The organism is Micromonospora sp. NBC_00898 (assembly GCF_045207895.1).
GTDB lineage: Bacteria > Actinomycetota > Actinomycetes > Mycobacteriales > Micromonosporaceae > Micromonospora.
Window position 1 is genome coordinate 6,289,434 of sequence record NZ_CP108775.1, and the last position, 13,042, is coordinate 6,302,475.

Consider the following 13,042-nt stretch of genomic DNA (forward strand, 5'->3'; position numbering starts at 1 on the left):
GTCACGCCTCCAGATCAGCCAGGACGGTCGGCAGCGCACCGGCGGCCTGGGTGACCGCGGCGGGGGTGGTGTCCAGGTGCTCGAGCAGCCCGTCGACGTACGACACGTCGACCCGGACCTTCTGCACCCGACCGTCGACGTCGCGCATCACGAACTCGCGGAAGCCCAGCCGGGCGGCGGAGCCGGCGTCGGCCTGGGAGAGCGAGGCGAGGGTCGCCTCGTAGCCGTCGTTGACCGGCACCCGGAGCAGTCGCAGCGCCTCGGAGGCGATCTCGGTGTCCTCGGCGATCCGGCCGACGAAGACGGTGGAGACGAGGTTCTGCACGTCGAGGCCGAGGATGTCCTTCGGGTTCTGCGAGGCGACCAGGGCGGCGAGGTTCCACTTGCGGGAGTCTCGGGCGAGGCGGACCAGGAACGAGCGCCCCGAGCGCCAGCCCTCCATGAAGTGCGCCTCGTCCAGGCCGACCAGCTTCCGCGACGACATCGACCCGCCGTAGCAGCGGCGGACGGCGAGCCGGTGCGCGGTGTGCAGCATCGGCAGGGCGAGGGCCTCCTCGGCCGACCAGTACTCGCGTTCGATCTTGAGGTCGGGCAGCCGCAGGCCGGCCATCGTGATCACGGTGAGCGCCGCGTCGGCGCCGAGCAGCCCCTCCGGCGGCCGGCCGAAGAAGAGCATGGCGAGCGGCATCTCGGCGGTGTCCAGCAGCAGGTTGGCCAGTTCCCGGCCGGCGTCGTCGTCGAGCCCCTGCAGGCAGGCGACCACGTCGTCCAGGGTGGAGGTCTCCTCCGCCGGCACCTGGCGTACGGCGTGCCGGAACAACGTGGCGGTGGAGGCCTCGCGGGCGACCTGCGGCGGCACCAGCATCATGCAGATGTCCTGCACCAGCATCCGGCGTTCGGCGCGGGCGTTGGAGACGGCGATCTCGAACTCCCGGTCGCCGGCCGAGCCCGCCCCGAACTCGGTGCGCAGCGGCGTCGGGATCAGCGCGTACGGCGCCAGCGTCCCCTGCTCAGAGCCGGTCAGGTTGAGCACACGGGAGTACGGCCGCAGCTCGGGCATGGCGCAGAGCCGGGCCAGCGGGCCGGACGGGTCGAGCAGGGTGACCTGCACACCGCGCCGGGCGGCCAGGTAGCCGAGCGCGCCGAGCAGGGTGGACTTGCCACCGCCCGGTTCGGCGACGAAGACCGCGAGCCCGGAGCGCTCCCGGACCTCCATCGGGAAGTGCAGGTCGAGGAAGACGGGTCGGCGGCAGGTGCCGGCGGTCCGCCCGATCAGGTCGCCGCGCCGGTCGCCGACGGTGGAGGCGGCCTGCGGCAGCGCGGCGGCGAGCAGCGGGACCGGCATCCGCCGGACGTAGCCGGTGTTGGCGATCGGCTCGCCGGGGATGAACTCGCGGGCCAGCCAGTCCTGGTTCTTCGGATGCTGCAGCGAGATGCGCAACTCGCGGGAGTAGAGCTGGATGAGCCGGCGGGCCCGCTCCAGGCACTCCTCGCGGGTCCGGCCGCCGACCGCGATCCGGTGCCAGCCGTGCGCGCGGGCCGAGTCCACCGGCAGGCCGGTGGTCATCTCGTCGCCGATCACCAGCGCCCGCTTGGCCAGGCGTTCCAGCTCGGGCGGGGCGTCGATGCCGTGCTCCGCGTAGTCGAGCTGCTGGGACCGGATCATCCGGAGTCGGTGCTCGAGGTTGCGGAAGGAGTCAGCCGAGCCGAGGATGTCCACCCGGGTGGAGATCTCCATCGGCCAGGGCAGCCGCTCGTGGAAGTGCAGCCAGGGTTCGTGCCGCTCGGGGATCTCCAGCGGCTCCATCCGGCCGACGGCGAGCACGGCGACGTGCCGTTCCTCGCCGGTCATCCGGTTCACCAGCTTGACCGTCGAGCCGTACGGGGTGCGGTAGCGCTCCACCTGCTCGGTGAGCGCGAGCAGGTCGCCGCGCTCCCACCGCCCGTTGGTGATCGGGGAGAGGGCGCCCGGGGGCGACATGCAGAGCGCGACGGAGCGGTAGAGCAGCCATTCCAGCTCCTGCGCGGTGACCCGGCGACCGCGCATGCCGAACGCGCCGAGCACCTCGTCGAACTGCTCGACCGTCCGGCCAAGCTTGCGGCGCTCGCCGTCGGCGGTGCCCCGGCCGAAGGTACGCAGCAGTCGCTCGGTGAGCGAGTCGCCGAGCGACCGGCGGGCGAAGGTGACCCCCAGGTAGGTCTGCCCCTCGGCGTGGTTGACCGCCATCAGGTGCCGCTGCGCGGCGACCAGGTGGTCGGCCCAGCCGGCCGTGCCGGGCACGTCGGGCAGCGGGGACGCGGTGTGCGCGTCGATGGTGCGGGCCCACTCGTCGGCGGGGAACGGCCGGGTGGTGCGGCGCAGGTGCAGCCGGAAGCCGGCCAGGCCGGCGTACTGCTCGGAGATGGCGGAGAGCAGCGCCTCCCGCTCGGCGTCCGGGCGGAACGCCCAGCGCACCTCGGGCAGCCAGTACCAGGCGGTGACGGTGTTCGGGGTGAAGGTCAGGTGACCGGCGATCTCGGTGATCGCCAGCTCGACCGACGGGTCGCGGTCGCCGAACTTGATCTTCGGGGGGCGGACCCGGACCGGCTTGGCGGGCCGGGTGTTCCGCTCGGCGGCGGAGCGCTGCCGGGGCGTGGCCACCTCGCGGGCGGGTGGCGTCGCCACCTCCCGGGTGGTGGGCGCGGCGACCTCGCGGACGCCCGGCGCGGCGAGCCGCTCCGCGTCGGCGCGGCGCTCCGCCCGGTCGGCGGGATGCGGTTCGTGGCGGGCCGGACGCTCCAGCGGAGGCTCGGCGCCGGGGTCGGTCTGCTCCGGGTCGGCGGTCGGCCGCAGCGCGGGGAGCCGGTCGCCGGGTTGGTGCGGCACCCGGTTGCGGCCGGGCGGCGAGGGCGCCGGGTCGAGGGCGGGCACCCGGTCGGCGGCGTCGTCCGGCAGCTCCGGAGCGCGGGGTGTCGACCGCACGACGTCCACGGCGTCGCCGGGGCGGTCGACCGGCGGGGTGCCGGCGGTCGCCGTTCGCAGCCGGGCGGTGGACCGGTCGGCAGCGGGCCGGCGCTCGGCCGGCGGCGCGGGCTCGGCGGGGGCGACGTGCTGGTGCGGGATCGGAAGCGTCTCCCGCCCGACGCCGCGGCGGGGCGGCGCGACCACGGGTGCCGGCTCGGTGGCCGGCGGTTCCGGGGTGCGGGTCAGCGCGGGCGGTGCCGGGTGTCGCCCGCCGGGCTGCGCGCCGCCGAACAGGTCGAGGAACGGCGAATCGATGTCGCCGCCGTCGCCGATCGTGGACGCGGGCTGCTCGCCGGCTGACTGGCCGCGCGGCGGGGCGGGCCGGGGTGGCTGGAAGACGCCGACCCGACCGTGCCCGGGGCTGGTCACCAGGGCCGGGTCGAGGGCGACCTCGTCCCGCTCGTCGGCCTCAGGGTAGTCGAACGATCGCGCACGGTTACCGTGCGGACCGGCGTGCCGCCCGGCCGGGGAACCCGGCGTGGAAGAGCGACTCATGCGACCGCCTCACCCGCGTCGTTCTTCTGCCCGATCGGCGTACGCCCGGTCATGCCAGTTCCTCCCGGATCCTGATCCGGCTCGCCACCAGGCGCGGGTCGCGCAGCTCGGCGGCCGGCTCCCGGGTGCGTCGCCAGTCGGTCAGCGCGGTGCGGATGACCATGCGCGCCGGCCGGTCCGGGTCGACGTACCGGAAGATGAACGAGGTGGTCACGATGGCCAGCGAGATCTCCCACGCGGGGAAGAGCTCGACCTGCAGCGTGAACAGCCAGTGGATGAACATGTAGAGGGGTACGAGCAGCATGAACAGGCCGTACTGGGCGTACGGCAGGTGCACGGGAAGGGTGTAGCCGGGCGGCCCGAGGTAGACGAGACGGGCCCGGTAGATGTCGTCGTCGGTGCGCAGCCGCATGGTCGCCCGCGCCTATTCGAAGATCAGGTTGATCAGGTAGTCGCCGACGAAGAAGAGGGTGGCGGCGCCGGCGATGAAGGCCAGGCCGACGATGGCGATGGCCGAGCTGGTCAACACCTTCGAGATCTCGCCGCGGCTGGCGCGGCCGATGAAGATGACGCCGAGCACCGCGAGCAGGATCGGCGCGATCTTGCTGGCGAAGAAGGTGACGACACCCTCGGTGTCGATGCCCTTGGGCGCCGGCTCGGCGAGTGGAGTCGACGCCAGGGCGTGGAGCGCGTGGTCGACGGCGGCCGACGCCGTCCCCATGAGCTCGATGGCGATCACTGGAAACCTCCCCATGTCGCGGCCGGCGACGCCGCGGTGGTGCAGTAGTCAAGCCTGGCGGGATCGGTGCTCACTGTGCGCAGCGTCAGCAACGCTGGGTTCGTTACCCACCACGGAGAGTGGTGAGATTTGGGGGAATTACTCCCGCTTCGGCCCTCCCTCCAGGGCTTCGCCATCTCGATGCTGGCCAATTCCAAAGCGTACGGCCCGGCCACCTTTGCGACAACCCGCGAAGAGTCGCCCCGATCGGACCCGGACGACCGATCGTACACCTGTTCCAATCGGCATGTCAGGGCCGTTGCCGTCGGTCCGGGGCGGGGTCGCCGGAGGCCCTGCTGGCGACCGGTACGGTCTAGTCGTGACCGATCTGGTGCGGGCGCAGGCCCCGGTGGTGATGGGCGTCCTCAACGTCACGCCCGACTCCTTCTCCGACGGCGGCAGATACGCCGATCTCGACGCCGCCGTCGGACACGGAGTGCGACTGCGGGAGGCTGGCGCGGACCTGGTGGACGTGGGCGGGGAGTCGACCCGTCCCGGCGCCGACCGGGTCGACGCGGAGACCGAGACGGCCCGGGTGCTGCCCGTGGTCCGCGAGCTGGCCGCCGCCGGCATCCCGGTCAGCATCGACACCAGTCGGGCCCGGGTGGCCGAGGCGGCCCTCGCCGCCGGGGCCGACGTGGTCAACGACGTCTCCGGCGGCCTCGCCGACCCGGACATGGCCCGGGTGGTCCGCGACGCCGGCTGCCCCTGGGTGCTGATGCACTGGCGGGGGCACTCCCGCGAGATGCGCGACCTGGCCAGCTACACCGACGTGGTCGCCGACGTCCGGGCCGAGCTGGGCCGGCGGGTGGACGAGGCGCTGGCCGTCGGGGTGGCCGCCGACCGGATCATCGTCGACCCCGGGCTGGGCTTCGCCAAGACCGCCGCGCACAACTGGGAGCTCAGCGCCCGCCTGCCCGAGCTGCTCGAACTCGGTTTCCCGCTGCTCTTCGGCGCGAGCCGCAAGTCGTACCTGGGTCGGCTGCTGGCCGGCCCGGACGGCACCCCCCGCCCGACCGCCGAACGGGAGGCCGCCACCGTCGCGACCAGCGTGCTCGCCGTCGCCGCCGGCGCCTGGGGGGTCCGCGTGCACGACGTCCGCGCCACCGCCGACGCGCTCGCCGTCTGGGCCGCCACCGGCCGCCCGCGCCTGACCGCCGGACCGGCCGACCAAGCCGCCGGGAAGGGCGGAGGCCGAGCGGGCCGGCCGGCGGGAGCGGCGAAGGGAGAGGGAGCATGACCGACCGGATCGAGCTGACCGGGCTGCGGGCGCGCGGCCGGCACGGCGTCTACGACTTCGAGCGCGCCCAGGGGCAGGAGTTCGTGGTCGACGCGGTGCTCGAACTCGACCTGGCCCCGGCCGCCCGCTCCGACGAGGTGACCGACACGGTGCACTACGGCGAGCTGGCCGAGCGGCTGGTCGCGGTGGTCACCGGGGAGCCGGTGAACCTGATCGAGACGCTCGCCGACCGGCTGCTCGCCGTCTGCCTCGCCGAACCGCTGGTCGGCGCCGCCACGGTCACCGTGCACAAGCCCGAGGCCCCGATCCCGCACGCCTTCGCCGACGTGGCCGTCACGATGCGGCGCACCCGGTGACCCGGGCCGTGCTGTCGATCGGCAGCAACCTCGGCGACCGGCTCGACCACCTGCGCTCGGCGGTGGGCACGCTCGGTGACGCGGTGCGGGTGGTCTCCGGCGTGTACGAGACTCCACCGTGGGGGGACACCGCACAGCCGGCGTACCTGAACGCGGTGGTGCTGGCCGTGGACCCGGCGGCGACCGCGCGGGACTGGCTGGAGCGCGCCCGAACCGCCGAGGCGGCGGCCGGCCGGGTCCGCGACCCGGAACGCCGGTTCGGGCCGCGCACCCTCGACGTCGACGTGATCGCGGTCTGGGACGAGGCGGGCGAGCCGGTGCTCAGCGACGAGGCGGAGCTGACCCTGCCGCACCCCCGCGCCCACCTGCGGGCCTTCGTGCTCCGGCCGTGGATCGACATCGAGCCGCACGGGCGGCTGCCCGGCCACGGCTGGCTGACCGACCTGCTCAACGCCGAGCCGCTCGCCTCCGACGCGCTGGAACTCAGTCCCCGGGCGGATCTGGCGTTAGAGTCGGACACATGACCCACTGGAGCCGGACGGCATGAGCCAGGCACGGTCCCCGCGCGACCCCGACCGCTTCCGGATGGGTCCGACCCGGATCTCCACGCTGGTCGTGGCCGCCCTCGCCGCCGCCGCGGTGGCCTGGCTGCTGATCAGCAGCTTCTACTACGACGTCGCGCCGAACCTGCCCTGGCTGCCGGTGGTCACGCTGGCCGGGCTCGCGGTGCTGGAGGCCTACGCGGCGGTGAACACCCGCGGCAAGATCGACGGCAAGCCGGGCCGGGAGCCGCTCAACCCGCTGCTGGTCGCCCGGTTCGTGGTGCTGGCCAAGGCGTCCGCACTGGTCGCGGCGATCTTCACCGGCTTCTATGCGGGGCTGACCGGGTGGCTCTTCATCGAGCGGACCAACGCCGCCGTCGGCGACCGGCCGGCCGCGGCCGCCGGGCTGCTCGCGTCGCTCGCCCTGGTCGCCGCCGCGCTCTGGCTGGAGCGGGCCTGCCGGGTGCCGGAGCAGGAGGACGACGAGGACCGCCAGCCCGGCGACCGGGAGAGCCGCCCCGGCCAGCGTTGATCAGGGGCTTCCCCCCACCCCGGCCCGGAGGTACCGTGCCTGGCGACCGGAAGCAATGGCCGCCGCCGGTCCGCCCGGGCGTCGGGACGGACGGCCGGCGACGTGGGAGGCGCGGCTCATGGCGTACGACGAAACGGGCCGGGACGCGCCGACGGAGCCGTCGTCGGGCGTGCCCGCCGCGCTGCTGGAGAACGTCTTCGACGACCCGCTGCACGGGGAGCCCGGGCGGGACCGGATCGCCGTCCATGTGGTCTGGGAGTTCGTGCTGCTGGCCGGCCTGGCCGGGATGGCGTACCTGCTCTGGCGGGAGAACGCGGACGCGCTGCGCGGCGACGGCCTGAAGTCGCTGCTGGTCGACGTGGTCGCGCTGGGCCTGCTGGCCCTCGCCGCCGGGCTGAGCCTGCGCGCCGCCGCGGTCAACCTGGCGGTCGGCCCGGTCGCGGTGGCCGCCGCACTGCACGTCGCCGAGCAGGGCGACCGGGGCCTGCGGGAGGCGCTCCTCCCGGCGCTGGCGGTGGCCGCCCTGGGCGGCACCGCCCTCGCCCTGGCGGTGGTGGTGCTGCACGTGCCCGGCTGGGCGGCCAGCCTGGCGGGCGCGGCCGGGGTGATCGTTTACATCGAGCGACGCACCGGCCCGGTCGTGGTGCAGGGCACGTACGACCCCCGGGGCGCCGCCGTCAACCTCTTCGCCGGTTTCGCCGCGGTGGCCGTCCTCGGCGGCCTGTTCGGCGCGATCAAGGCGATCCGGCGGCTGGTGGGCCGGTTCCGGCCGGTCGTCGACCCGGCCCGGCGCCGTGGCACCGTCGCCGCGATGGTGACCGCCCTGGCGCTGGTCGGCTCCACCGTGCTGGCCATGCTCGCCGGGGTGCTGATCGCGACCAACGGCACCGGCCCGGTGGCGCCCACCTCCGGGCTGGACTGGTCGATCCTGGCCGTCGGCACGGCGATGCTCGCCGGCACCAGCGCGTACGGCCGGCGCGGCGGAGTCCTCGGCACCCTGCTCGCGGTCAGCCTGGTCGTGGTCTTCCTCGCCTGGGCGCAGGCCCGCGGCTGGACGGTCAGCCGGTGGGCGGTCGGCGGGGCGGCGCTCGGCGGCGGGCTGCTGGTCACCCGGCTGGTCGAGGCGATGGGCCGACCGCGTACGGCCGGCGGCGAGGCGGCCGAGCGGATGCCGGCCGGGGACGGCACGATCAGCACGGGCTGGGCGCTGACCCGGTCCGCCCCGGTCGACACCTGGCCGGGCGTGCTGCCCGTACGGGCCACCGAGACCACGGTCGACCCGTGGGAGGCGCACCGCTGGGAGACCGGCCCGCAGCGTTGGGACGCCGACGACCGCTGACCGGTCGGGGCCGGTCGGCGAGAGCGACCGCGTCCGGCGGGCCGGGCGTGATCCCGCCGGTTAGGCTCGGCGGCATGACCGAGACTCCTGCCACCGGCGGCCGTACCTTCGACCAGCTCGACCAGCTCTCCACGGAGGAGCTGCGCGAGCAGGCGTTCGCCCTGGCCCGGGAGCGCCGCGACGCGGGCTTCTTCTGGTCGGTGCTGCGGCACCTGCCGAACGCGGACGAGGCCGCCGCGCTGGACGGCGCGCCCAACTCGGTCGGGCCGATCATCGACGAGGCCAACGCCCTGTGGCGGGAGCTGACCGGGCACGGCTACGAGGAGTCGGAGCCGCTGCTGCGGGCCGCCTTCATCGACTACCTGATGAAGCACTGACTCCCCTGATGGCTGTCCGCCGGCCCGCGGCGGTCGCGCGTACGCGCAGGTTTGCCCGGCGGCGCGGGCCGGGAACTGACCGCCCCATGGCCCTCACCAACCGCCCCCGGACCGTCAGCGGCTACGGCACCGCCGCGGGCACCGGCACCCTGGCCGCGCTGCTCCTGGTAGGGGTCGGCGGCAGCCCCGCGTACGGGGGGTGGGTCCAGGACCACACGGACCCGAACGGCGCGGGCGGCTGGTTCCTGCGGCTGCTGGCCTGGCCGGCCTGGCGGCTGCACTCCGACGACCCGGCGCAGGGGGTGTTCGCCACCGACCTGCGGGCCGTGCTGATGGTGGTCGTCGCGGCGGCGCTGCTCTACCTGCTGCCCGCCGCGCAGGTGGCCCGGGTGCAGGGTTCGGTCAGCCAGTTCTTCTCCGGCTGGGCGGCGTACGTCCTGGCGGGTGGGTTCACCGGGCTGCTCGCCGCCCTGCTCGGGCCGGACGGGTCGCTGCTCGCGGCCTTCCAGGCGGCGAGCACCGGCGCCACGTACGGCTTCTTCGCCGGCTGGATCGTCGGCACCGCCAGCCTCGGCGGCCGCGCCTGAGCCCGGCCCCGGCGCCGGGGCCGGGCCTGACGCGGAGCGCGCCCGGCCGGGCCCGACGTCGGCCGGTCGGCGGCCGGGTCAGCCCGCCACGGCCCCCAGGCCGAGCACCCGGTCCCGGCTGAGCAGCCCGACCGGGCGTCCGTCCTCGGTGACCACGGCGTGCTCGGCGGCCGAGGTGAGCAGCACGCCCAACGCGTCGTACGCCGACCCGCCCAGCGGCACCGCGGGCAGGTCCGCCCCGTCGGCCGCCGGGAGCGGGTCGAGCACCTCCCGGGTGACCGGGGTGACGGCCAGCCGGCGGATGCCCCGGTCGGCGCCGACGAACTCGCGGACGAACGGCGAGGCGGGCGAGCCGAGGATGGCGGCCGGACTGTCGTACTGCTCCAGGTGGCCGCCCTGGGAGAGCACCGCGATCCGGTCGCCCAGCCGGACCGCCTCGTCCAGGTCGTGGGTGACCAGCACGATGGTCTTGCGGACCTCGGCCTGGAGCCGGAGGAACTCCTCCTGCAGGCGGGTCCGGACGATCGGGTCGACGGCGGAGAACGGCTCGTCCATCAGCAGCACCACCGGGTCGGCGGCGAGGGCCCGGGCCACCCCGACCCGCTGCCGCTGGCCGCCGGAGAGCTCGTGCGGGTAGCGGCGGCCGAACTGGGCCGGGTCGAGGCCGACCAGTTCCAGCAGCTCGTCGACCCGCCGGCGGGTCCGCTCCCGGGGCCAGCCGAGCAGGCCGGGCACGGTCGCCACGTTCGCGCTGACGGTCTGGTGTGGAAAGAGGCCGACGTTCTGGATCACGTATCCGATGCGGCGGCGCAGCCCGACCGGGTCGACCCGGGTGACGTCGTCGTCGCCGAGCAGGATCCGGCCGTCGGTCGGCTCGATCAGCCGGTTGATCATCCGCAGCACGGTGGACTTGCCACAGCCCGACGGGCCGATCAGCACGGCCAGCTCGCCGGCCTTCACCTCCAGGCTCAGCTCCCGCACCGCCTCCGTACCGTCCGGGTAGCGCTTGCGGATGCGCTCGAGCGTGATGGAGGCAGCGCCGTGTCCGGCGTCGCCGGTGGTCCCCGGGGTAACGTCCACCTGTGTCCCTCCACCTGACCTACCGGGCCGAGCCGGAGAACCCGTGGTTCTCCTGGCAGTACGTGCGGGACAACTCTGACACGATTGTCGCCGCGCTGCGCGAGCACGCCTCGCTGACCGCCCGGGCGGTGCTGATCGCCGCGGTGGTGGCGCTGCCGCTGGCGGTGGCGGCCTACTGGTTCCGGTCCCTCGCCGGGCCGATCCTGGCGCTCACCGGCGTGCTCTACACGATCCCCTCGCTGGCGCTGTTCGCCTTCCTCGCGCCCTATCTGGGCATCGGCGTGGTGACCGTGCTCAGCGTGGTGGTGCTCTACGCCCTGCTGGTGATCGTCCGCAACGCGGTGGCCGGGCTGAACCAGGTGCCTCCCGAGGTCCGGGAGGCCGCCGAGGGGATGGGGTACGGCCGCTGGGGCCGGCTGTTCCGGATCGAGTTGCCGTTGGCCCTGCCCGGCATCCTCACCGGGCTGCGGCTGGCCACCGTCTCCACGGTGGCGCTGGTCACGGTCGGGGTGGTGGTCGGTCGCGGCGGCCTTGGGCAGTTGATCTTCGCCGGCTTCCAGAACAACTTCTACAAGGCGCAGATCATGACCGGCACCCTCCTCTGCGTCCTGCTCGCGCTGGTGCTGGACCTGGTCCTGGCCGGGATCGGCCTGCTGCTCACCCCGTGGCTGCGCGGGCGGGTCTCGTGAGCGCGAGGAGTGCAGCGGAGCGGAGCCCCGCAGTCGCGAACGGAAGGTCGGCCCGGTGAACGCGATCGAGCAGGCCGTGCGCTGGCTGAACGACCCGCTGAACTGGACGAACCCGGGCGGCGTCCTGGACCGGCTGGGCGAGCACCTCAGCATCTCCGCCGCGGCGGTGCTGCTGGGCTGCCTGGTGGCCTGGCCGATCGGGCTCTGGCTGGGGCACACCGGCCGGGGCGGCGGCGCGGTGCTGCTGATCTCCAACGTCACCCTGGCGGTCCCGACCCTGGCCCTGCTGACCATCCTGCCGTTGACCTTCCTCGGTTTCGGCCGGCCGTCGGTGGTGGTCGCGCTGGCCGTGTTCGCGGTGCCACCGCTGCTGGCGAACGCGTACACCGGGGTGCGGCAGGCCGATCCGGAGGCCCGGGACGCGGCGCGGGGGATGGGGCTCTCCGGCGGCCAGTTGCTGCGCCGGGTGGAGCTGCCGCTGGCCGTGCCGTACCTGGCCGCCGGCTTCCGGACCGCAGCGGTGCAGGTGGTCGCCACGGCGGCGCTGGCGTCCTTCGTCAACGGCGGCGGGCTGGGGCAGATCATCCGGGCCGGCTTCGGGCTGGACATCGCGGCCGGCGGCGGTCAGATCATCGCCGGCGGCGTGCTGGTGGCCGGGCTCGCCGTGCTGGTGGAGCTGCTCCTCGCGCTGGTCGAGCGGGTGGTCACGCCGCGCCCGCTGCGCCGGGCGCGCGGCGGCGCGGACCGCCGGGCCGCGGACGCCGTCACCGGTGGCGGCTGACCCGCCGGTACGCCCCGACGGGCGCCCGCCGGTGATCCGGCGACGATCCAGTGACGAAGGTCGCCACATGTTGTCGGCCCCCCCGGGCAAGATGTTGGGTGGACCTCGCGGGCGCATCAGTGGACCGATCGCCCGTCGGACACGCGGCCGGCCCGGAAGGGCCGCGCCGGGACACGGAAGGCGGGCTTTGATGCGCGCACGTACAAGGCTGGCCATCGGGGCGGTCGGCGCCCTGGCCGCGGCCGGGCTCCTCACCGGGTGCGGCAAGGGCGGTTCGTCCGGCACCGAAGCGCCCGACAAGGGCGCCTCCGGGGCTGGTTGCGCCCCGGTCAAGGGTGACCAGCTGGTCGTCCTGACCGACGACAAGAAGCTCCAGAACACCGACAACGTCATTCCGGCGATCAACGCGAAGGCCGCCAGCCCGCAGCTCGTCGCCGCGCTGGACAAGGTCTCCGAGAAGCTGGACACGCCGAAGCTGATCGAGCTGAACAAGGCCGTCGACGTCGAGCGGCAGACTCCGCAGGTCGCGGCGAAGGAGTTCGCCGACTCCAACGACCTGACCGAGGGCATCGAGAAGGGCCCGGGCGGCGCGGTCACGGTCGGCGCGGGCAACTTCAGCGAGAGCCAGACCATCGCCGAGCTCTACAAGATCGCGCTGACCGCGGCCGGTTACCAGGTCAAGGTGCAGACGATCGGCAACCGGGAGCTCTACGAGCCCGCCCTGGCCAAGGGTGAGATCCAGGTCGTCCCGGAGTACGCGGCCACCATGGCCGAGTTCCTGAACACCAAGGCCAACGGCAAGGACGCCCAGCCGGTCTCCGCGCCCGAGCTGGACAAGACGGTCAGCGCGCTGAAGACGGAGGGCGACAAGGCCGGAATCACCTTCGGCAAGCCGTCCGCCGCGCAGGACCAGAACGCCTTCGCCGTCACCAAGGCCTTCGCCGACAAGTACAAGGTGGCCACGCTCTCCGACCTGGCGAGCAAGTGCTCCGGCCAGGCCACCGTGCTGGCCGGCCCGCCGGAGTGCCCGCAGCGGCCGAAGTGCCAGGCCGGCCTGGTGCAGGTCTACAACTTCAAGGCCGGCTCGTTCAGCTCGCTGGACGCCGGTGGTCCGCAGACCAAGAACGCCCTGAAGACCGGCCAGGCGAGCGTGGGCCTGGTCTTCTCGTCGGACGGGGCGCTCGCCGCCAGCTGACCCACCGGTCGCCGACGGGCCCGGTGGCCCGTCGGCGACCGCCCGCG

Annotated in this window: 14 protein-coding genes; 10 read left to right on the forward strand and 4 right to left on the reverse strand. The window is 74.4% G+C overall.

Annotated elements, in window-relative coordinates:
• Position 1: 1 nt before the first annotated feature.
• The 3 genes from OG799_RS30530 to OG799_RS30540 are packed head-to-tail and all read right to left on the reverse strand — an operon-like array spanning position 2 to position 4,238.
• Entirely contained in the window at positions 2-3,499 is a 3,498-nt protein-coding gene (locus tag OG799_RS30530; RefSeq protein WP_406040014.1) for an ATP-binding protein, read from the reverse strand.
• Positions 3,500-3,548: 49 nt separating this feature from the next.
• Positions 3,549-3,911 carry a hypothetical protein gene (locus OG799_RS30535; RefSeq protein WP_091317037.1) on the reverse strand — a complete coding sequence of 121 codons (363 nt, stop codon included), beginning with the start codon at positions 3,909-3,911 and terminating at the stop codon, positions 3,549-3,551.
• 12 nt (positions 3,912-3,923) lie between these two features.
• Entirely contained in the window at positions 3,924-4,238 is a 315-nt protein-coding gene (locus OG799_RS30540; RefSeq protein ID WP_406040016.1) for a hypothetical protein, read from the reverse strand.
• Positions 4,239-4,596: 358 nt separating this feature from the next.
• Here OG799_RS30540 and folP point away from each other — a divergent pair, with 358 nt between their 5' ends.
• From folP to OG799_RS30575, 7 genes are all read left to right on the forward strand, one after another.
• Positions 4,597-5,517 (forward strand): dihydropteroate synthase, encoded by a 921-nt coding sequence (gene folP, locus OG799_RS30545; RefSeq protein WP_406040018.1) that lies wholly within the window; start codon positions 4,597-4,599, stop codon positions 5,515-5,517.
• The gene (gene folB, locus OG799_RS30550) at positions 5,514-5,873 is read left to right on the forward strand and encodes a dihydroneopterin aldolase (protein ID WP_406040020.1); all 360 of its coding nucleotides are present in this window, start codon (positions 5,514-5,516) and stop codon (positions 5,871-5,873) included. Before folP ends, folB begins: the two co-directional genes overlap by 4 nt.
• Positions 5,870-6,397, forward strand: a complete 528-nt coding sequence (gene folK / locus OG799_RS30555; RefSeq protein ID WP_406040022.1) for a 2-amino-4-hydroxy-6-hydroxymethyldihydropteridine diphosphokinase — start codon at positions 5,870-5,872, stop codon at positions 6,395-6,397. Before folB ends, folK begins: the two co-directional genes overlap by 4 nt.
• Positions 6,398-6,416: 19 nt before the next feature.
• On the forward strand, positions 6,417-6,947 hold the full coding sequence (locus tag OG799_RS30560; protein ID WP_406040024.1) for a DUF3180 domain-containing protein: 531 nt from the start codon (positions 6,417-6,419) through the stop codon (positions 6,945-6,947).
• A gap of 118 nt (positions 6,948-7,065) precedes the next feature.
• On the forward strand, positions 7,066-8,286 hold the full coding sequence (locus OG799_RS30565; protein WP_406040026.1) for an ABC transporter permease: 1,221 nt from the start codon (positions 7,066-7,068) through the stop codon (positions 8,284-8,286).
• Positions 8,287-8,360: 74 nt separating this feature from the next.
• Positions 8,361-8,663 carry a hypothetical protein gene (locus tag OG799_RS30570; RefSeq protein ID WP_406040028.1) on the forward strand — a complete coding sequence of 101 codons (303 nt, stop codon included), beginning with the start codon at positions 8,361-8,363 and terminating at the stop codon, positions 8,661-8,663.
• Positions 8,664-8,749: 86 nt separating this feature from the next.
• Positions 8,750-9,250, forward strand: coding sequence for a hypothetical protein (locus OG799_RS30575; protein ID WP_406040030.1), 501 nt, complete (start codon positions 8,750-8,752; stop codon positions 9,248-9,250).
• Positions 9,251-9,328: 78 nt separating this feature from the next.
• Here OG799_RS30575 and OG799_RS30580 read toward each other — a convergent pair whose 3' ends face one another.
• Positions 9,329-10,330, reverse strand: coding sequence for an ABC transporter ATP-binding protein (locus tag OG799_RS30580; RefSeq protein ID WP_406040032.1), 1,002 nt, complete (start codon positions 10,328-10,330; stop codon positions 9,329-9,331).
• A gap of 2 nt (positions 10,331-10,332) precedes the next feature.
• Here OG799_RS30580 and OG799_RS30585 point away from each other — a divergent pair, with 2 nt between their 5' ends.
• The 3 genes from OG799_RS30585 to OG799_RS30595 all read left to right on the forward strand — a co-directional run bounded on the left by OG799_RS30585 (position 10,333) and on the right by OG799_RS30595 (position 12,995).
• Positions 10,333-11,019: an ABC transporter permease gene (locus tag OG799_RS30585; RefSeq protein WP_406040034.1), complete on the forward strand. Its 687-nt coding sequence runs from the start codon at positions 10,333-10,335 to the stop codon at positions 11,017-11,019.
• Between the two features lie 55 nt (positions 11,020-11,074).
• Positions 11,075-11,800: an ABC transporter permease gene (locus OG799_RS30590; protein WP_406040036.1), complete on the forward strand. Its 726-nt coding sequence runs from the start codon at positions 11,075-11,077 to the stop codon at positions 11,798-11,800.
• Between the two features lie 190 nt (positions 11,801-11,990).
• Positions 11,991-12,995 carry a glycine betaine ABC transporter substrate-binding protein gene (locus tag OG799_RS30595; protein ID WP_406040038.1) on the forward strand — a complete coding sequence of 335 codons (1,005 nt, stop codon included), beginning with the start codon at positions 11,991-11,993 and terminating at the stop codon, positions 12,993-12,995.
• Positions 12,996-13,042: the final 47 nt, after the last annotated feature.